Annotated in this window: 15 protein-coding genes; 9 read left to right on the forward strand and 6 right to left on the reverse strand. The window is 71.8% G+C overall.

From position 1 onward, the window contains the following. Positions 1 to 14: 14 nt before the first annotated feature. Together BM385_RS21085 and BM385_RS21090 are read right to left on the reverse strand one after the other, a co-directional pair. Positions 15 to 2240: an OmpL47-type beta-barrel domain-containing protein gene (locus tag BM385_RS21085; RefSeq protein ID WP_093844017.1), complete on the reverse strand. Its 2226-nt coding sequence runs from the start codon at positions 2238 to 2240 to the stop codon at positions 15 to 17. Then, a complete protein-coding gene (locus BM385_RS21090; RefSeq protein ID WP_093844104.1) occupies positions 2241 to 4679 on the reverse strand; it encodes a ThuA domain-containing protein in 2439 nt (812 codons plus the stop codon). It lies immediately after the preceding gene. A 284-nt stretch (positions 4680 to 4963) separates the two neighbouring features. On the opposite strand from BM385_RS21090, the gene BM385_RS21095 reads away from it, so the two are divergent. The 5 genes from BM385_RS21095 to BM385_RS21115 all read left to right on the forward strand — a co-directional run bounded on the left by BM385_RS21095 (position 4964) and on the right by BM385_RS21115 (position 9482). Beyond that, positions 4964 to 6040, forward strand: coding sequence for a multicopper oxidase domain-containing protein (locus BM385_RS21095; protein ID WP_093844018.1), 1077 nt, complete (start codon positions 4964 to 4966; stop codon positions 6038 to 6040). Between the two features lie 140 nt (positions 6041 to 6180). Beyond that, entirely contained in the window at positions 6181 to 6807 is a 627-nt protein-coding gene (locus BM385_RS21100; RefSeq protein WP_093844019.1) for a TetR/AcrR family transcriptional regulator, read from the forward strand. Next, complete coding sequence (locus BM385_RS21105; RefSeq protein WP_019434419.1) at positions 6804 to 7316, forward strand: PH domain-containing protein; 513 nt, start codon at positions 6804 to 6806, stop codon at positions 7314 to 7316. The genes BM385_RS21100 and BM385_RS21105 overlap by 4 nt, the downstream gene beginning before the upstream one ends. Then, on the forward strand, positions 7313 to 8992 hold the full coding sequence (locus tag BM385_RS21110) for a PH domain-containing protein (protein ID WP_093844020.1): 1680 nt from the start codon (positions 7313 to 7315) through the stop codon (positions 8990 to 8992). The genes BM385_RS21105 and BM385_RS21110 overlap by 4 nt, the downstream gene beginning before the upstream one ends. A 154-nt stretch (positions 8993 to 9146) precedes the next feature. Then, positions 9147 to 9482: a hypothetical protein gene (locus tag BM385_RS21115; protein WP_093844021.1), complete on the forward strand. Its 336-nt coding sequence runs from the start codon at positions 9147 to 9149 to the stop codon at positions 9480 to 9482. 42 nt (positions 9483 to 9524) lie between these two features. Here the strand turns inward: BM385_RS21115 and BM385_RS21120 are convergent, their stop codons facing one another. Together BM385_RS21120 and BM385_RS21125 are read right to left on the reverse strand one after the other, a co-directional pair. Beyond that, positions 9525 to 11048 (reverse strand): AMP-binding protein, encoded by a 1524-nt coding sequence (locus BM385_RS21120; protein WP_093844022.1) that lies wholly within the window; start codon positions 11046 to 11048, stop codon positions 9525 to 9527. Between the two features lie 126 nt (positions 11049 to 11174). Beyond that, positions 11175 to 11978 (reverse strand): IclR family transcriptional regulator, encoded by an 804-nt coding sequence (locus BM385_RS21125; RefSeq protein ID WP_093844023.1) that lies wholly within the window; start codon positions 11976 to 11978, stop codon positions 11175 to 11177. A gap of 206 nt (positions 11979 to 12184) precedes the next feature. On the opposite strand from BM385_RS21125, the gene ispH reads away from it, so the two are divergent. The 4 genes from ispH to BM385_RS21145 all read left to right on the forward strand — a co-directional run bounded on the left by ispH (position 12185) and on the right by BM385_RS21145 (position 17192). Continuing rightward, entirely contained in the window at positions 12185 to 13186 is a 1002-nt protein-coding gene (gene ispH / locus BM385_RS21130) for a 4-hydroxy-3-methylbut-2-enyl diphosphate reductase (protein ID WP_093844024.1), read from the forward strand. A gap of 11 nt (positions 13187 to 13197) precedes the next feature. Next, on the forward strand, positions 13198 to 15012 hold the full coding sequence (locus BM385_RS21135) for a 1-deoxy-D-xylulose-5-phosphate synthase (RefSeq protein WP_093844025.1): 1815 nt from the start codon (positions 13198 to 13200) through the stop codon (positions 15010 to 15012). Beyond that, on the forward strand, positions 15009 to 16160 hold the full coding sequence (ispG, locus tag BM385_RS21140; protein ID WP_217650965.1) for a flavodoxin-dependent (E)-4-hydroxy-3-methylbut-2-enyl-diphosphate synthase: 1152 nt from the start codon (positions 15009 to 15011) through the stop codon (positions 16158 to 16160). Before BM385_RS21135 ends, ispG begins: the two co-directional genes overlap by 4 nt. Positions 16161 to 16577: 417 nt before the next feature. Further along, entirely contained in the window at positions 16578 to 17192 is a 615-nt protein-coding gene (locus BM385_RS21145) for a helix-turn-helix transcriptional regulator (protein WP_051131161.1), read from the forward strand. On the opposite strand, the gene BM385_RS21150 is transcribed toward BM385_RS21145, so the two are convergent. Together BM385_RS21150 and BM385_RS21155 are read right to left on the reverse strand one after the other, a co-directional pair. Next, positions 17172 to 17981, reverse strand: a complete 810-nt coding sequence (locus BM385_RS21150) for a transmembrane-type terpene cyclase (protein ID WP_093844026.1) — start codon at positions 17979 to 17981, stop codon at positions 17172 to 17174. The two genes, BM385_RS21145 and BM385_RS21150, sit on opposite strands and share 21 nt — an antisense overlap. 45 nt (positions 17982 to 18026) lie before the next feature. Continuing rightward, positions 18027 to 19220 (reverse strand): acyl-CoA dehydrogenase family protein, encoded by a 1194-nt coding sequence (locus BM385_RS21155; protein ID WP_093844027.1) that lies wholly within the window; start codon positions 19218 to 19220, stop codon positions 18027 to 18029. Between the last annotated feature and the right edge of the window lie 4 nt (positions 19221 to 19224).

Below are 19224 nucleotides of genomic sequence, written 5' to 3' on the forward strand. Positions count from 1 at the left end.
GTTCACCGTGCTGTTCACAGCTCCTTGATGCGGATGTCCCGGTAGGAGATCACATCGCTGGCGCCGTGCACCTGAAGTCCCAGATAGCCGGAGGCGTTGCGCCGCCCGTCGCTGCCCGGGTCACCGCCGCGCGGCGGCTCGAAGGCCAGCCCGCGGACGTTCTCGAACTCGTTGATGAGAACACCGTTGCGGTAGATCTCGTAGGACTGGCCGATCACCCGGATCTCGTAGTCGTTCCAGGTGCCCTTCGGGGTCACCCCGGCACCGCCGAGGCCGACCCGGTCGAAGCCGTAGACCGAACCGGTCTTGTAGAGGTCCCCGGTGGGACGGTCGTAGATTTGGATCTCATGGCCGTAGTTGATGGCCACCCACTCCGGGCGGCTCTCCTCCGGGTGGTCGTGCACGTCCGGGAACCGGACGAACACCCCGCCATTGGTGAGCAGTCCGTCGGGGGCGTCGTCGCGCCACTGGAGCTTCAGCGAGAAGTTCTCGTACTGCCGCTCGGGGAACCACAGCATGCCCATGCCGCCGACCTCGGAGCTGGAGGTCATCGCGTCGCCCTCGGAGAGCCCGAAGGCCCCGCCGCCGACGTGCTGCCAGCGCTCGAAGCTCTCCGGCGTCCCGTCGAACAGGCTGCGGTAGCCCTCGGTGTTGCCCGGGGTGCCGATACCGGAGTCCCGGGCCGCCTGCTTGATCAGCCCGGCCTCGCGCTCGTCGATGACGCCCTCGGTCAGCAGCTGACCGGTGACGGTGTCCACGTGCTTGAGGAACAGCGCGTGCGAGGACCAGTCCTTCTCGTCCTCGATCCGCTCGTTGATGCGGCACCGGTTCTCGGTGATCCGGTTCGGGATGCCGGTGTCCACCTCGCCGACGAACACCGTGCGGCGCTCGTCGAACTCGGCGCAGCTGGGGGCCGGTACCCCGCCGCCGCGCGCGACGGTGAAGGTGAGCTGCTGGGCCTGCGCGGTGTTGCCCGCCTCGTCGGTGGCCCGGTAGGAGACGGTGCGCCGGCCGATGGTGTCCACGATCACCGGCTTCGTGTACTCGAGGAAGGGGCCGTCGTCCAGGGAGTACTCCACCAGGGCCACGCCGGATTCCTCGTCGGTGGCCTCGACACTCACCTGCGCGTACCCGATGTACGCGCCGGAGGAGTTGAGGTTGCCGGACACGCTCGCCGAGACCTCGGGGGCGGTGGTGTCCTCCTCGACGACCTCCACCACCGTGAACTCGACGCTCTGCTCCTCGGACACGTTCCCGGCGCGGTCGGTGGCCCGGTAGCGCAGCACATGGGTGCCGAGCTCGTGGACCTCCACCGGACCGGTGTACTCCTGCCAGTCGCCGCCGGTGCCCAGGGCGTACTCGATGGAGTTGACGCCCGAGCCGGTGTCGGACGCGGTGACGGTGACGGTGGCCGAGCCGAGGTAGTTGCCGTCCTCGTCCTGCTCACCGGCGACCGTCGCCGAGGTCTCGGGCGGTTCGGTGTCGTCGGTCGGGGGTTCGACCACCGTGAACTCCACGGTGCCCGGCTCCGAGACGTTGCCGGCCACGTCGGTGGCGCGGTAGCGCAGCAGATGGTCGCCGACCCGGTCCACCACGATCGGGTCGCCGTAGGGCTGCCACTCGCCGTCGGTGCCCTCGGCGAACTCGACGCTCGCCACACCGGATCCGGTGTCGGTCGCCTCCAGGGTGACGGTGGCGGAGCCGAAGTAGGCCCCGTCGTCGTTCCGCACCCCGTCCACGGTGGCGCTGACCTCGGGCGCGGTGGTGTCCTCGCCGTCGTCCTCGGTCACCACCAGGATGCCCTGCATGGCACCGTGGCCCGGGATCGCGCAGTAGTAGCGGTAGACACCGGGGGTGAGGACCACCTCGGCGGTGTGCAGACCGCCGTTGCTGTCGGTGGGGTTGGCCAGGATGTTGAGGGTGACGTCGCTGTTGAACTCGGGGTTGCCGGTGTCGAAGGTGAGGGTGTGCGGCATCGCGACGGTGTTGCCGGTCGCCTCACTGTTCTCGAAGACGATGGTCGCCGGTCCGGCGACGGCGGTCTGCGGCGCCTCGGTGTAGGCGTCCATCCCGTCGTCGGAGGCCCAGCGCAGTGTCTGCTGCTCGGCCGCCGCCTCCGGCTGCCGGTTCTCTCCGCCGCCGCCGAGCGCGGCGGCGGAGGTGAGCCCGAGCAGCAGGGCCATGGAGGTCAGCAGTGCGGTCCACAGGGTGCGGCGTTGCAGGGCCGCTGTGCGTCTCATCTAGTCGCCCTTTCTGACCAGGTCGGAGGCGGCCGGGGTGGGCGCGCCGCCGGAGTAGGTCACCCGCCACAGGGCGGATTCGCCGTCGGAGTTGAAGAAGCCGCGGCCGTAGTCGAGGACGTAGAGCGCGCCGTCGGGGCCGAACTTCCAGTCCATGAGGTTGCGGATGCCGCCCTGGCCGACCGGGATGATCTCCTTCAGCGGCTCGGCGTGGGTGGGCGGGGTGCCCGATCCGGTGGTGGCGGGATCCAGCAGCACCGCGTGGCGCGGCTGGACTCCGTCGTAGAAGTCGCCGATGAACCACTTGCCGTCCCAGTACTGTGGCCACTTGATGTCACTGGCCCGGTTCTCGTCGTACCGGTAGACGGGTCCGGTCATGGCCGCCTGGCCGCCGCCCCTGGCCCACGGCAGCCGGTAGAACTCCTCGTCCGCGTCGTAGGAGGGGATGCCGTTGGCATCGCGCGGGTAGTCGGGGCCGCCGCCGTTGGGGGCGTACCAGATGGAGACGGGGGTGACCGGGGGAAGCTTCACCAGACCGTCGTTGTGCGGGGACTCGTTGCGCGGGGCGTCGCAGTCGTACCAGTCCAGCGGCTGGTCGGGGTCGGGCAGGTTGCGGTCCCGGTAGGGCTGCTTGTTGCCCATGCAGAACGGCCAGCCGAAGTTGCCCGGCTTCGTGATCGCGGTGAACGACTCGTACTTGGCCGGGCCCCAGGTGGTGCTGGGCTGCGAGGCGTCGGGGCCGACCCAGCCCGCGTAGAGCACGTCGGTCTGCCGGTCGACGAAGATCCGGGACGGGTTGCGGACGCCCATGGCGTAGATCTCGCCGCGGGTCTTGCCGCCGCCCTCGGCGGTCTCCTCGCCGGTGAACAGATTGCCCTCGGGGAGGGTGTACGTGCCGTCCTGCTCGGGGTGGATGCGCAGGATCTTGCCGTTGAGGTTGTTGGTGTTGCCGGAGGTGCGGCGGGCGTCGGCGAAGGAGGTGCCGGCGAAGACCGGTTCGGGGTTGTTGCCGGAGTACCCGTCGGTGAAACCGGAGGAGTTGGTGTCGCCGGTGGCGATGTACAGGTTCTCCTTCGAGTCCCACGCCATGCCGCCGCCGGCGTGGCAGCAGCTGTGGATCTGCACCGGCCAGGACAGCAGGACCTTCTCCGAGGACAGGTCCAGCCTGCCGGTGGAGCGGTTGACGGTGAAGCGGGAGACCCGGCGCTCGGCGGTCCGCGTCTCGCGGTCGATCTCCGAGTGCGGTGTCCAGTGCAGGTAGATCCAGCCGTTGGTGGCGAACCGCGGGTCCAGCTCGATGCCGAGCAGGCCCTCCTCGGTCTTGATCAGTTCGCCGCCGCCGCCCTTGTTGCCGAAGACGGTGAGCGAGCCGACCAGCGAGGCCTCGCCGGTGCGCGGGTCCCAGACGTGGATCTCGCCCTCGCCCTTGCCGATGTCCGGGTCGTTCCAGTCGGTGACGACCGGGGCGCCGGCCGGGCCGCCGCCGCGTCCGATGTAGAAGACCCGGCCGTCGGGCGCGGTCACCAGGCCGTGCGGTTCGCCGATCTGGTCGTGCTGCCCCTGCTGGTTGGGCGGGGTCAGCCGCTCGGCGGCGTAGTTGGCGGTGACGGTCGCCTGGCAGTCGGCGCGGGCGACGCGGTTGGTCCAGCTGAGCGCGCCGCGCAGATGGTCGCGGAAGTCGGCCTCGCCCCAGGAGGCGACGGTGCCGCCCATGGCGGTGTAGAACGAGCGACCGCCCGCGTAGTCCTGGCACCAGGAGATGGGGTGGTCCGGGCCGTTGGCCGACTCGCCCGGCTTGTAGTCGAGTTCGCGGACCCGGGCGACGGTGTGCACGTCACCGGTGGGGTTGGTCTCCCAGTTGAACCACCGGTCCAGGCGGCTCCACTCCTGCGGGAGCGAGGCGGTCGCCGGGTGCACCCGGTCACCGACCTCGACGGTGGCGCGCTGGGCGGCGGCGCCGCTGCCCTCGGCGGGCCGGGCGCCGATCAGGGCGCCGTACCAGTCCGAGTACGGCTCGGTGCGGGCCGCGTCGTGCACGCCGAGGAAGCCGCCGCCGGCGGCGAGGTAGGCCTGGAGGCCCAGTTCCTGCTCGGCGTCGAGCACGTCGCCCGGCCCGGTCAGGAAGACGACGGAGTTGAAGGTGCCCAGCCGGCGGCCGTCGGTGAACACCGAGGCGTCGGCCGTGGCTTCGACGGAGAACCGCTGTTGCGCCGGGCCGCTGCGCCCGATCGATTCGAGCGCGGCGATACCGGCGTCGACGGTCGGGGATTCGGCGCCGGCCGAGGCGTGGAAGATCAGCACCCGGACGTCGTCGCCGCCCGGTGGCTGCGGGAGATCGAGTGCCCGGGCCACGGATTCGGCGGAGGGCTGTGCGCTGGCCGGTCCGGCCTGCACGGCGCCGGCGGCCAGGACGCCGGACAGCAGGGCCGCCGCCCACATGCGCAGCCGGCGCGGGCGACCGGGCCGGCGGAGCCGGTCGCCCAGGGTGGATCTGTGCACCTGCTCCGAGTTTCTGGGACTGATATGCGGTGGTCGCCGCATGTGCCACCCACTCTCACTGGTTCGGGATCAGCGAGCAAGGTAGACGCTTGTTCCTGTACCGCCAAGACCTTTGGACCAATCTCGCGAAACTTTGTCATGATCTGGATAAAGTCCCCGTGGACGGCTATGTTGTGCGGCGGCTCGTGCTCGAACTGGTGTCACAGTTGCAAGGAGTTGTGCCGATGGATGCCGTGGCGGTCGGTAACGGAAGCAATGGGGCGAGTGAATCCGGGGAACCGGCCGGAGGGGGACGCGGCCCGGGCCGGCGGTCGGTCTTCTGGGGAGCGGCGGCACTGGCCGGCGCCGCCTCCCTGACGGCGGCCACCGCATCGGCGGGCTCGGCGGCCACCGGGTCGGTGACGGCCCGTACGGCACAGGCGACCAAGCAGGTGCGGAACCTGAAGCTGTACATGGAGCGGCTGCCGGACGGCCGGATGGGCTACGGCACCGCGCCGGGCAAGGCGACGGTGCCCGGTCCGCTGATCGAGATGGTCGAGGGCGACACCCTGCACATCGAGGTCGAGAACCTCATGGACGTGGACGCGAGTTTGCATGTGCACGGGGTGGACTACGAGATATCGAGCGACGGGACCCGGATGACCCGCTCCCACGTTCCGCCGGGCGGCAAACGCACGTACACCTGGCGCTCGCACGCGCCGGGCCGGCGCGCGGACGGCACCTGGCGCTCGGGCAGCGCCGGCTACTGGCAGTACCACGACCACGCGGTGGGCACCGACCACGGAACGGCCGGGGTGCGCAACGGGCTCTACGGGGCGCTGGTGGTGCGGCGCGCGGGCGATGTGCTGCCGGACCGGACGATCACCATCGTCTTCAACGACATGCTCACCAACAACCAGCGCAACGGCCCCGACTTCGAGGTGACGATGGGCGACCGGGTGGAGATCATCTCGATCACCCACGGCGAGTTGTACCACACCTTCCACATCCACGGGCACCGCTGGGCGGAGAACCGCACCGGGCTGCTGGAGGGACCGGACGACACCAGCCGCATCGTCGACAACAAGATCACCGGCCCGGGCGACTCCTTCGGCTTCCAGATCATCGCGGGCGAGGGCGTCGGACCGGGCGCGTGGATGTACCACTGCCATGTGCAGAGCCATTCGGACATGGGCATGGCCGGCCTGCTGCTGGTGAAGCGGCCGGACGGCACCATCCCCGACTACCAGCACCACCATGCGGCCACCGGAGCGGACGGGGACCACGCGCCGTCCGATCACTCCGATCACTCCGGCCACTGACGGTCCGCGCCCCGGGCCCGGCCCGCCGCGCGGCGGGCCGGGCCCGGAAGCAGCACGGGGCAGGAGCAGCGACGGACGCGGCGCCGCCCGGCGCGGGACCGGGCTTCCCTGTTTTCGTCCGATCGGACTAGAATCTGTCCATGCAGTCCAATCCTGAGCCGGCCGGACGGAAGAAGCCGTCGTTCATCGAGCAGGCGCGCCGTACCCAGATCGTGGACGCCGCCGCCGAGGTGGTGGCGGAAGTGGGGTACGCGCGCACCTCGTTCGCACGGATCGCGGAGAAGGCCGGCATCAGCAAGGGGGTGATCACCTACCACTTCGACAGCAAGGACGAGATCCTCCGGCAGGTCGTGACCCGGTTCTTCGACCAGGGCTGGCAGCACATGGAGGACCGGATCTCGGCGGCGGAGAGCGCCGCCGGGCAGGTGCGGGCGTGGATCGGCTCCCAGCTGGAGTTCTTCGGGGCCCATCGCACCCAGTTCCTCGCCATGAGCGACATCATGGCCAACCACCGCACCGAGGACGGCTCCCACGCCTACGCGAGCGAACTGGCCGAGGAAGTGAGCGCGCTCGCCGAGATCCTCGCCCGGGGCCAGCGCGACGGCGAGATGCGGCCGTTCGACCCGCACAGCTTCGCCACCATGATCCTGCACTGCACCAATGGCGTCCTGGAGTCCTGGGCCATGGACCCCGGCATCGATCTGGCCACCGAATCCGCCGCGCTCCTGGACTTCATCGGCCACGCCATCGGCAGGGAGCCGTCATGAGCCCTTCGCCGGACGACCGCGCCTCCCGCACCCTCCGGCCGCCCGAGCACCGGGTCGAGCGGCGGGCCATCGGCTGGTGGATGTTGCAATCGCTGCTGCTCACCGGCCCGCTCCTGGCCGCCTCCGTGCTCGCCCTCCTGTGGTGGGAAGGGGCACGCCCCTGGCCGGCGGTTGCCGTCGCGCTCTCGGCGGTGCTGCTGGTCGTGGGCGCGGTGATCGAGCCGCTGTGGCGGTACCGGGTCCATCGCTGGGAGACCACCGACACGGCCGTCTACGCGCGCACCGGATGGCTGGTGCGCGAGTGGCGGGCCGCACCGCTGTCCCGGGTGCAGACGGTGGACGCCGTCCAGGGACCACTCGAACAGTTCCTGGGTCTGTCGACGCTGCGGGTGACCACCGCGTCGTCGCGGGGGGCCATCGACATCGGCGGGCTGGACAAGCGGACGGCGGCCCGGGTGGCCGACGAACTCACCCGCGTCGCCGAACTGGTCCCCGGTGATGCCACATGAGGCCGCCCGAGCAGGCGCCGCGCAGACCGCCGTCCGGGGCCGGCACCCCCGGCGCGCCGTGGCAGCGGCTCAGCACCCGGGTGATCTGGGTGGACCTCGTGCAGAGCGTCGCGTCACTGCTGCCCGCCGTGGTGGCCCTCGCGGTGTTCGGCGTCGCGCCCGGCAGCGGGCAGCTGTGGCCCCTGATCGGGTTCGCCGCCTTCGGCGTCCTCGGGGCGATCGCCGACGCGCTCCGCTGGGCTTTCACCCGGTACCGGATCACCGCCTCGCACGTCGAGGTGAAGACCGGCGTGTTCCTCCGCGTGGAGCGGTCGATCCGGCGCGACCGCATCCGCAACGTGGACATCGAGGCCAGACCGCGGCACCGCCTCTTCGGGCTGCGCGTGGTGAACATCGGCGCCGGACAGCAAGCCGCCGAGGGCGAGTCCGCACTGGCGCTCGACGCCGTGAGCACGGCGGACGCCCGGGCGCTCCAGGACCGCCTGCTGCGGATGACCGACGCGACCGCCGAGCCGGACGGTGCGGCGCCCGCGGGCGAGGAGGCGACCCGGACGGAGGGGACGGCACCCCTGGCGGTGCTCGCGCGGTTCCGTCCCGGCTGGGTCGTGTACCACATGATGAGTGTCTGGGCGTACGTTCTCGCTCTCGGGTTCGGCTGGGGGATCTTCTGGCTGCTGGGCAGTTCCGGGGTGGACGTCACCGGCTTCGTCGCCGGGCTGCTGGACTGGGAGGCCATCGGCTGGGCCGGCACCGTCGCCATCGCCTTCCTCGCGGTCACCCTCTTCGGCGTCATCGGTCTGGCGGTGAACTACTTCGCCGAGTACGGGAACTTCGAGCTGGCGAGGGTCCGAGGCACGGAGGGCACGCTGTTGCGGACCCGTCAGGGACTGTTCACGACGCGGGAGGTGAACCGCGACGAGAGCCGCATCCGGGGGGTGCAGCTCTCCGAACCGCTCCTGTGGCGCTGGCTGCGCGCATGCGACACCAGCGTGATCACCACCGGGCTCAGCATGTGGTCGATGGCCCGGCCCGCCGCCGTCCTGCCGCGCGGTCCGGTGACCGTGGCGCGGCGCGTCGCGGCCGAGGTGCTGGGCGGCGAGAGCCCCTGGGCCGTCTCACCGAAAGCGCACCCGGCGGCGGCCCTGCGGCGCCGCCTGTGGTGGGCCACCCTCTTCACCGCCGCCGTCGGGCTGGCGCTGCTGGGCACGGCCGCGGCCGGGCTCCTGCCGTACACGGCGCTCTGGGCGGCAGCCGCGCTGTGGCCGTGCGCGCTGGGCGCGGCGTTCGTCGCCTACCGTGCGCTCGGCCACGCGGTCACCGGGCCCTATCTCGTCATGAGGTCCGGTCTGGTCCATCGCTCCACCACCGTGCTGCGCCGCTCGGCGGTGAGCACCATCGTGATCCGCGAGTCGCTCCTGCAACGCCGGCTCGGGCTGCGGAGCGTCTCGGCGATGACGGCCGCGGGGTACGGCGGCTACGACCTCCCCGACCTGGACGCGGACGAGAGTGTGGCCTTCGCCGTCCACGCCGCCCCGGGGGTGCTCGATCCCTTTCTCGTCCGCCCCCGCGACGGCGCGCCCCCGGAGGACGAACGCCCACCCGGTGCCGGCGGTGCGCGACCGGCCCCGCGCTCCGGCGTCAGCGGCCCAGCCGCGGCTCCGCCCGGGAACACCTGACCGATCCGTGCCGCGCGGGCCGTCCCGGCCGGGCGCGTGCGGCGCGGGAGCGCCGAAGCGGGACCCGTGGCCCGCTCCCCCGGCTACGGTCGTCCGGGGGCCGGCCGGCGGGCGGGGCCCCGGACGACACGGACGAGGAAGGGATCCGGAGATCGTGACCTACTGCGAGCGCCACGAGATCAGCTACTGCGCCGACTGCGAACCCGACGGCCGGTTGCGGCGGGCCGGGGAGCGGCACTCCGGTGCGCCCGGCGACTGGAGCAGATGGCCGGCCGGCACGATCATCGTCCACCGGAGCCGCAAGGCCCATCTGCCCGGCTGCCAGCACCTGAACGACCAGGACGTCCGGGAGCCGGTCTACGGCTGGGTCACCGACCCCCCGGCCGGCGCCTGGCGGCGGATCTCGCCCGCCGGCCCGCTCCGGGCGGTCGAGGGGAACACCGGGCTCAGTGCGGTCAGCCGCTGTCAGGACTGTGACGCGACGCAGTGACGGCGGCCCCCGGACGGGCGGCGCGGGCGCCGTCCGTCCGGGTCAGGCGTCCGACCCGGTGAACAGGTCCCGGTAGCGCTCGCGCAGCGCGGCCTTCTGCACCTTGCCCATGACGTTGCGCGGCAGCCTGTCGAGCAGCCGGATCGCGCGCGGGTGTTTGAAGCGGGCGAGGTCACCGGCGACGGCCTCCAGCAGTTCGCGCTCGGTGGGCTCCTCCCCCGGTGCCGGGACGACGACGGCGACCACCGTCTCGCCGAAGTCGGGATGGGGTACGCCGATCACGGCGGACTCCGCCACCTTGGGGTGGGCGTCCAGCAGTTCCTCGATCTCCTTGGGGTAGACGTTGTAGCCGCCGGAGATCACCAGGTCCTTCGCCCGGCCGACGATGCTCAGATAGCCGTCCTCGTCGAAGCGGCCCAGGTCACCGGTGATGAAGAAGCCGTCCGGCCGGAACTCGGCCGCGGTCTTCCCGGGCATCCGCCAGTAGCCGGAGAAGACGTTGGGCCCGCGCACCTCGATGCTGCCGGCCTCGCCGTCCGCAAGCCGTTCCCCGGTGTCGGCGTCCACCACCCGGACCTCGGTGCCGGGCAGCGGTTTCCCGACGGTGCCGGGCTTGCGGGGTCCGCCGGTGAGGGGGTTGGTGGTGTTCATGTTCGTCTCGGTCATCCCGTAGCGCTCCACGATGGCGTGGCCGGTCCTGGCTTCGAACGCCCTGTGGTCGTGCGCGAGCAGCGGTGCCGAGCCGGAGACGAACAGCCGCATGCCGGCGCAGCTCTCCCGGGTGAGTCCTCCGCTCCTCAGCAGCCGGGTGTAGAAGGTGGGGACGCCCATGAGGACGGTGGCCCGGGGCAGCAGTGCGGTGATCGCCGCGGCGTCGAAGGACGGCAGGTAGTACATCGAGGCTCCGGCCACCAGCGTCATGTTGACGGCGACGAAGAGACCGTGGACGTGGAAGATGGGCAGGGCGTGGATCAGCCGGTCCTCGGCGGTGTACTGCCAGGCGTCCAGCAGCGCCCGGCAGTTGGAGGTCAGATTGCCGTGGGTGAGCACCGCGCCCTTGGAACGTCCGGTGGTCCCGGAGGTGTAGAGGATCGCCGCCGGGTCCCCGTCCGCCACCGGGTGGACGGCCTCGTGGCGGTCCGTGCCGGACAGCAGCGTGCCGTCGCCCTCGGTGCCCAGGGTTTCCACCACGAGGCCCGCGGTGCGGCGGGCCGGGTACCGCTGCTCCCCGCCGGGCGCCAGGACGAGGACGCGTGGCTCGGCGTCGTCGAGGAAGTAGTCCGTCTCGGCGCCGGTGTAGGCGGTGTTGAGCGGCAGGAAGACGCCGCCGAGCTGGAGCGTCGCCAGATACAGGGCGACGGCCTCGGGTGACTTCCCGACCTGCGCGGCCACCCGGTCCCCCGGTGTGACGCCGGCGGCGACCAGCCGGGCGGCGATCCGCTGGACGGTCAGCCCGGTCTCGCGGTAGGTGATCCGCCGGCCGCCGGGCAGGTCGAAGAGCGTCTTCTCCGGTGCCCGCGCCGCCTGTTCGGCGAAGGATCGGTGGATGGTCGGGCAGCGGGCCATCGGGGACGTTCCTCTCGTGTCGTGCGGGCGGCGCACCGTGCCGGTGCGGACGGCCCGTACCTCCCTCGTGCCCCACCTTGGTATGCCGCACGGGCCCCGATGTCCACCACGCCGGGCGGCCGGTGGTCAGGGCGGCTGCAGCAGGCTCTCCTCGATGGCGCCCACGGTGTCCAGCAGGACACGGCCCGCGCTGCGCAGATCCCGGTTGTGCACCGTGTCGCCGACCACCAGCGCGGCGACCGGACCGCCCCGGCCGAGGGTGACCGGGGCGGCGAGTTCGACCAGGCCGGGGATGTGCTGGCTGGGCGCGTAGGACAGGCCGGTACGCCGGATCCGTTCGAGCTCGCGGCGCATGGCGTCCGCCCTGGCCGCCTCCCGGCGGGTGCCGCCCCCGCCGCCCTCGCCGAGGTCCGCCGGGACGTCCGGGTTCTTCGCCAGCAGCAGCTTGCCGGCCGCGGAGGCGTGGGCCGGGAAGGGGCGGCGCAGTGCGGTGGCGAGCGGGATGTGTTCCTGGCCGTAGAGGGTGCCGACGTGCTGGATGCGGGTTCCGGACAGCAGGCCGAGGCTGACGATCTTGCGGGTGAGCTGGAAGAGCTCGATCAGGTAGGGGGTCACCTTGTGGCCGAGGCTGTGCAGCCGGGCCGGGCCGCTGGTGGCGGCGAGGTGGAAGAGATAGGTGCCCAGTTGGTAGGACTTGGACTCCATGCGGATGACCAGGCCGAGTTCGGTGAGGATCCGCAGCTGCCGGTGCAGGGTCGACTTCGGCTGGCCGGTCCGGCGGGAGAGGTCGGAGAGGGTCAGCGGTCGCGGGGCCTCGGCCAGTGCTTCCAGCACGGCGAGCGATTTGCGCAGCGGCCCGCCGCCGGGGGCGGGGTCCGTTCCGGGCCGTTCCGCCGGGCGGACCGCCCGGAGATTCTGTCCGCCGACCACCGCGATGCTCCCGTCGCCGAAGCGCGTCCCATGGGCTCATTGCTACCGGAGTCCGGCCGGCACGCTCAAGATCGCCGCGGGGTGCTGGCCCGTCGTGCCGCGCGATCGGTCCCTTTGTGACAGATCCGGGCGGTGGGCCGGCGGCCGTTCGGGAAAGTGGAATCGGCCGTTGAGCGGCTCGCGGCGGCGTTCCTACGCTGCCGGACATGGCTGATGTGAACTCGGACGCGCACGTGCCGGACGGCACCGCCCGTCGCATTCTGCTGGCCGGTCCACGGTCCTTCTGCGCCGGGGTCGAGCGGGCCATCGAGATCGTCGAGCGGGCCCTGGATTCCCGTGGGGCCCCTGTCTATGTCCGCAAGCAGATCGTGCACAACGTCTCGGTCGTCGGTGATCTGGCGGCGCGCGGTGCGGTCTTCGTCGAGGAACTGGACGAGGTGCCGGACGGCGCGACGGTGGTGTTCTCCGCGCACGGGGTCTCCCCCGCCGTCCGCGAGGAGGCGGAGCGGCGCCGGCTCGACGTCATCGACGGCACCTGCCCGCTGGTGGCCAAGGTGCACGCCAAGGCCCGGCGTTACGCGGCGCGCGGCGACACCGTGGTGCTGGTCGGGCACGCCGGGCACGAGGAGGTGGAGGGCACGCTCGGGGAGGCGCCGGAGTCGATGGTGCTGGTCTCCACCCCCGAGGAGGTCCGCGCGCTGCCGGCGGACGCGGCGCCCCAGGTCTCCTACCTCACCCAGACCACGCTCGGGGTGGACGACACCGCCGAGGTCCTCGGCGCGCTGCGGGAGCGGTTCCCGCTGCTGTACGAGCCGCCGTCCGAGGACATCTGCTACGCGACCACCAACCGGCAGAACGCCCTCAAGGCGATCATCCCGGAGGCCGATCTGGTGCTGGTCGTGGGCTCCGCCAACTCCTCCAACTCGGTACGGCTGGTGGAGCTCTCCCGCGCCCAGGGCACTCCGGCGGAGCTGATCGACACGGCGGCGGACATCCGCCCCGAGTGGCTGACCTCGGTCCGCACCATCGGGCTGACCGGCGGCGCCTCGGCGCCGCCCGCCCTGGTCGAGGAGGTGGTGACCGCGCTGTCCGGGTACGGGCCGGTGTCCGTCGAGGAGCGCGAGATCACCCGCGAAACCGTGCACTTCGAACTCCCCTCGGCCGTGCGCGGCTCAGCGCAGCAGCCGGCGGGTGGCCCATCCAGCTGAGTGGGAGAGACGTGTCCCCAAGTGTGCTCAAGCGTGTAAGCAGTCCCCGGCGGCTGAAGGAGCTGGCGCCCCATCAGCTGCCCGTGCTGGCCCGGGAGATCAGGGAGTTCCTGGTCGAGCGGGTGTCCGCGGCCGGCGGGCATCTGGGGCCGAACCTGGGCGTGGTCGAGCTGACGATCGCGCTGCACCGGGTGTTCGACTCGCCGGCCGACCGCATCGTCTTCGACACCGGCCACCAGTCCTATGTGCACAAGATGCTCACCGGCCGGCAGGACGGCTTCGCCACGCTGCGCGCGGCGGGCGGGCTGTCCGGCTATCCGACGCGCCGGGAGTCGCCGCACGACCTGGTGGAGAACTCGCACGCCTCCACCGCGCTGTCCTGGGCGGACGGTCTGCTGCGGGCGCAGCGGCTGCGCGGCGGGGAGGAGCGCCGGGTGGTGGCGGTGATCGGTGACGGCGCGCTCACCGGCGGGCTGGCGTGGGAGGCGCTGAACAACCTCGGTGGCGGCAGGGAGCCGGTGGTGGTCGTGCTCAACGACAACGGCCGGTCCTACGACCCCACGGTGGGCGGGCTGGCCGCGCATCTGGCGGCGCTGCGCGGCGGGCGGTGCGCAGGGCCGAACCTGTTCGAGCAGCTGGGGTTCGGCTATCTGGGTCCGGTGGACGGGCACGACATCACGGCGGTGGAGGAGGCGTGCCGCCGGGCGGTGGCGCTGGGGCGCCCGGTGGTGGTCCACTGCGTCACCGAGAAGGGCCGCGGCTATCCGCCGGCGGAGCGCGACGAGGCCGACCGGATGCACGGGATCGGGGTCATCGACCCGGCCACCGGTCGGCCGCGTCCGGGTGGTTCGTCCGCGGTGAGCTGGACGAAGGCGTTCGGCGCGGAGCTGGAGCGGGTGGCGGCCGAACGTCCCGAGGTGGTGGCGCTGACCGCGGCGATGCTGCGGCCGGTGGGGCTGCACGGGTTCGCCCGGCGCTTTCCCGGCCGGGTGTTCGACGTGGGGATCGCCGAGCAGCACGCGGCGACCACCGCCGCCGGGCTGGCCATGGGCGGGCTGCATCCGGTGGTGTGTCTGTACGCGACGTTCCTGAACCGGGCGCTGGACCAGATCCTGATGGATGTGGCTCTGCACGGCCTGCCGGTCACCTTCGTACTGGACCGGGCGGGGATCACCGGGCCCGACGGTGCCAGCCACCACGGCATGTGGGACCTGGCGCTGCTGGGCGCGGTACCGGGCATGCGGGTGGCGGCGCCGCGGGACGCACCGCGGCTGGCGGAGCTGCTGCGCGAGGCGGTGGCCGTCACGGACGGGCCGACCGCGCTGCGGTTCCCCAAGGGCCATCCGGGGCCGGCGATCGAGGCCCTGACCCGGATGGAGGGTCTGGACATCCTGCACCGCACCCGGTCGCTGCCGCTGGACGTGCTGCTGGTGAGCGCGGGCGCGCTGGCCGGCCCGGCGGTGCGGGCGGCGGAGATCCTCTCCCGCTCCGGTGTCGGGGTCACCGTCGTCGATCCCCGCTGGCTGCTGCCGGTCGGCCCGGCCCTGGTCCACCTCGCCTCCCGGCACCGGCTGGTGCTGTCCGTCGAGGACGGACTGCGGGCCGGCGGGGCGGGTGCGGCGCTCGCCCAGGCGTGCGCCGACGCCGGGGTCCGTACCCCGGTGCACGCGCTGGGGCTGCCGCGGGAGTTCCTTCCGCACGGGGAGCGGTCCCAGTTGCTCGCCGCGGCCGGCCTGAGCGCGGAGGCGGTCGCCGCCACCGCCCTGTCCCTGCACGGTGCCCTCGCGGTGCCGGATGTTCCCTCTCTGGAAAGGACCCCGCGGTGACCCAGGTCGCGCTCGGTATGCCCGCTCCGCCCCCCGTCACGCTCGCCGCCCGCCGCCCCACCCGCCAGCTGCGGGTGGGTGCGGTCGGGGTCGGCAGCGACCACCCGATCTCGGTGCAGTCGATGACCACGACGGTCACGGCCGATGTGAACGCCACGCTCCAGCAGATCGCCGAACTCACGGCGGCCGGCTGCGACATCGTCCGGGTGGCCTGTCCGAGCGCCGACGACGCGGCGGCGCTGCCGGAGATCGCCCGCAAGTCCAAGATCCCGGTGATCGCGGACATCCACTTCCAGCCCAAGTACGTGTTCGCGGCGATCGAGGCCGGCTGCGCGGCGGTGCGGGTCAACCCCGGCAACATCAAGAAGTTCGACGACCGGATCGCGGAGATCGCCCAGGCCGCCACCGAGCGCGGCACCCCGATCCGGATCGGGGTCAACGCCGGGTCGCTGGACCCCCGGCTGATGGCCAAGCACGGCCGGGCCACTCCGGAGGCGCTGGCCGAGTCGGCGCTGTGGGAGGCGTCGCTCTTCGCCGAGCACGGCTTCCACGATCTGAAGATCTCGGTCAAGCACAACGACCCGGTGGTCATGGTGCGGGCGTACGAGATCCTCGCCGAGAGCTGCGACTACCCGCTGCACCTGGGCGTCACCGAGGCGGGCCCCGCGTTCCAGGGCACCATCAAGTCGGCGGTCGCGTTCGGGGCGCTGCTGCGCCAGGGCATCGGTGACACCATCCGGGTGTCGCTGTCGGCTCCGCCGGTGGAGGAGGCCAAGGTGGGCGGGCAGATCCTCCAGTCGCTGAATCTGCGTCCCCGCAAGCTGGAGATCGTCTCCTGCCCGTCCTGCGGGCGGGCGCAGGTGGATGTGTACAAGCTCGCCGACGAGGTCACCGCGGGTCTTGAGGGCATGGAGGTGCCGCTGCGGGTCGCGGTGATGGGGTGCGTGGTGAACGGCCCCGGTGAGGCCCGCGAGGCGGATCTGGGGGTGGCGTCCGGCAATGGGAAGGGGCAGATCTTCGTCAAGGGAGAAGTGGTCAAAACCGTCCCCGAACACCGCATCGTGGAAACTCTCATCGAGGAGGCTCTGCGGATCGCCGAGGAGCTGGAGCCGGCCGAGGAGGGGTCTCCCACGGTCGTCGTCGGCTGAATGAGGGATTCCCCTGGAGGAAACAGGAACAGCGCGATCACCCCGGCTCTCCGAAGTCGGCCACAGTATGGTTCTTGAGTCGTCTTTACGACTGCCAATGACCAGCATGGCCTGCTCTCGGGGAGTTCTGACGTGGTGGTGAGAAGAGGTGCACGAAGATGACCATGCGGTGATCTGCCGTACTTCTGCGCATCTTCTTCACCGGCCGCCCACTGTCGTGCGGCACGTCCACCCCTGAGCGCGGCCACGGAAACAGCGCTGCGTCGTGTGGGAAACAACGGGGAAACGGGGGAGAGATCCCGCTTTCTCAGACCATGGCGCTCTTTGCTCCTGCCATGGCTCCACCGGAATGTTACGGCGAACGTCCTGTGAATTCTTGGAGGCCCTCCTGTGACCACCGACACTACGGTACGCGTGGTGAAAGCAATAGTGCGCGCACCGGATCCGCTCACGTATACGGCTGTCAGTAATCATCTGAACTCAACGGCCGCCGTCGAGGTGGCCGCCCGGCCCCATCAGGGGCCGGTCGACGTCGCCGTGTTCGTCGCCGAACGGCTGACGGTGGAGGTGATGTCGGCGCTGCGCAGACTCAAGGAGGCGCTCGGGGTGCCGGTGGTGCTGATCCCCTCGGAGATCGACCGCGCCGATCTGTTCACGGCCGTGGAGTGCAATGTCGTCGCGGTGCTGCCGCGTGCCGCGGCCACCCACGCCCGGATCGAGGAGGCGGTGCTGACGGCCGCGGCCGGCGGCGGCGTGCTGCCCTCCCGGCTGCTCGGTGAACTGCTGCGCCAGATCGAGCGGATGCAGCGCGAGATCCTGTCCCCGTCCGGTCTGCACGCCTCCGGGCTCACGCCCCGCGAGATCGGGGTGCTGCGGCTGATGTCGGAGGGTCTGGACACCGCCGAGATCGCGGAGCAGATGTGCCTGTCGGAGCGGGCGGTCAAGCGGGTCGTCTTCGGCGTCACCCGGCGACTGAACCTGCGCAACCGCCCGCACGCGGTGGCCTACGCGTTACGCAGTGGCGTCATCTGACCGCACCCCGGCGGTCGCACGCGAGGCGGGCAACGGCGCCGGCCCGGCACCGGTTCGCGGGACACCGGTGCCGGGCGCCGGCGCGCCGAGTGACCACAGCGGCCTGCCCTCCCGGCGCATCGTCCGGCGCAGCAGCACGATGTAGGCGATGTCGAGGGCGATGTAGGTCGGCACCAGCACCTGGAGCAGGTGGTGGGAGGGGTAGACGATGACGGCCGTCGCCCCGGCGGCCAGCGACCCGGCGCACTTGACGACGGCGATGTGCATCGACTGGCCGGCGCTGGAGCCGCGCCGCTTGAGGAGCAGCAGGAACGAGGCGCTCAGCGGCACCTGGATGATCATGCCGGTGTACATGCCGTCGCGGTCGTGGAGTTCGTTGGCGCCGACGACCACGAGGACCGCCGCCCACACCAGGACGCCGGCCAGCGCCCGGCGGACGGTGCGCGCCGGCAGGGCCGGGTAGTCGCGCGGCCCGTACCGCATCGCCAGATACAGCAGCGCGAGGTTGAAGACGAACCAGACGAAGTTGATCTGCCGCTGGGTCTCGGTCTGTTCCAGCACGAAGGTGAGGCTGAACTCCCAGGCGAAGTTCACCGCCACCATCGGGGCGGGGATGGCGGTCAGCCGGTCGCGCAGGGCCACCCGGATGGCCAGGATGTAGGTGGCCATCCAGCCCAGTGCGGTGGGTCCCGCGACCGACCAGAAGAGCAGGTCGGGGACGTCGGCCGCCCCCTCCGTGACCGGTGCGACCTGCGACATCGGGATGAGGAAGGGGGGAAGCCAGTCCATGGATGTCCTTGTGAGGCGGGGCGGGGAAGCGGATCGTGGGTGTCCTCAGAGGCTGGGCACGATGGAGTCGAGCCCGAAGAACGAGCCGCCGTACAGTTCGTGGCCGACCTGCACGCTGAGCGTGGCGTGCCGGGCCGCGGTGTTGGCGTCGCGCCAGTACTGCTGGAGCGGGTTGGCCTCGGCGAAGGCGGAGGCGCCGTGCGCCCACATGAGTTCGTCCAGCGCGACGGTCACCAGGTTGGCGGCCTGGGCGACATCGCCGCGGATGCGCCGCAGTTCGCGGTCCGGGAGGGCGACGGCAGCGGCGGCTGCCGCGTCGATGGTGGCCGCGGCGCGGTGGACGTGCATCTCGGCGGCGTCCAGGGTCAGCGCGGTGCGGCCCAGGGCTGCGACGAAGGCCCCGGAGTCCGGCTGGCTGCGGTAGAGGGTGGGGGTGACCCCCCGGTGCGGGGCCCGCTGTTCGACGACGGCGCGGGCCGCCTGGCCGGCGCCGACGACCACCGAGGCGCAGATGACGGCCATGGCCGCCACGGCCGGCGAGCGCAGCAGCGGCGGCAGGCCGACGTCGGTGACGTGGGCGCGTCCCAGCTGGGTCTCCAGCGGGATGACCCGGTGAGCGGGGACGAACACCTCCCGGGCGACGGCGGTGTGGCTGCCGGTGGCGCGCATACCGACCGTGGACCAGGTGTCCTCGACCGTCAGATGGTCGACGGGTACCAGGACGGACACCGCGCGGGCGCTCTCCCCGTCGGGGGCGCTCTCGCGGGCGCTGAAGATCGCCCAGTCGTCGTGCAGGATTCCGGAGGCGTACGGCCAGGCGCCGGTGAGCAGATATCCGCCGTCGGTGGCGACCACCTGCCCCGGCGCGACGAAGACCGAGGCGAGTCTGGCCCCGGGCCGGGCGCCGAACACCTCGTCCCGCGCCTCGCGGGGGAAGCGGGTGGCGAGCAGGTTGGAGCCGTTGATGTTGTTGACCACCCAGGAGGTGGAGGGGCAGTAGTGGGAGAGCGTCTTGGTGACCTCGCTGAGAGTGCGGACGTCGCCCTCCAGGCCGCCGTACTCCTTCGCGGTCCACACCATGCCCACCTGGGAGGTGTCGATGGCGCGCACCGAGGCGTCGGGGAGCCGGCGTTCGCGATCGCCCTCGGCGACGCCGTCGGCCAGCACCGGCCCGATGGCGTGCACCCGCTCGACGAGTTCCGCGCACAGATCCTTGGTGTCCGCTCGTGCGATCGTCATGAGG

The sequence above is a fragment of the Streptomyces harbinensis genome (genome assembly GCF_900116145.1).
Classification (GTDB): domain Bacteria; phylum Actinomycetota; class Actinomycetes; order Streptomycetales; family Streptomycetaceae; genus Streptomyces; species Streptomyces carpaticus.

Bases quoted from the DNA above. Each gene is read 5' to 3' on its own strand.
- ispH (WP_093844024.1), top strand. From the start codon at position 12,185: ATGGCTGATGTGAACTCGGACGCGCACGTGCCGGACGGCACCGCCCGT.
- BM385_RS21110 (WP_093844020.1), top strand. From the start codon at position 7,313: ATGAGGCCGCCCGAGCAGGCGCCGCGCAGACCGCCGTCCGGGGCCGGC.
- BM385_RS21120 (WP_093844022.1), bottom strand. From the start codon at position 11,048: ATGGCCCGCTGCCCGACCATCCACCGATCCTTCGCCGAACAGGCGGCG.
- BM385_RS21155 (WP_093844027.1), bottom strand. From the start codon at position 19,220: ATGACGATCGCACGAGCGGACACCAAGGATCTGTGCGCGGAACTCGTC.
- BM385_RS21100 (WP_093844019.1), top strand. From the start codon at position 6,181: ATGCAGTCCAATCCTGAGCCGGCCGGACGGAAGAAGCCGTCGTTCATC.
- BM385_RS21090 (WP_093844104.1), bottom strand. From the start codon at position 4,679: ATGTGGGCGGCGGCCCTGCTGTCCGGCGTCCTGGCCGCCGGCGCCGTG.
- BM385_RS21095 (WP_093844018.1), top strand. From the start codon at position 4,964: ATGGATGCCGTGGCGGTCGGTAACGGAAGCAATGGGGCGAGTGAATCC.
- BM385_RS21105 (WP_019434419.1), top strand. From the start codon at position 6,804: ATGAGCCCTTCGCCGGACGACCGCGCCTCCCGCACCCTCCGGCCGCCC.
- BM385_RS21150 (WP_093844026.1), bottom strand. From the start codon at position 17,981: ATGGACTGGCTTCCCCCCTTCCTCATCCCGATGTCGCAGGTCGCACCG.
- BM385_RS21085 (WP_093844017.1), bottom strand. From the start codon at position 2,240: ATGAGACGCACAGCGGCCCTGCAACGCCGCACCCTGTGGACCGCACTG.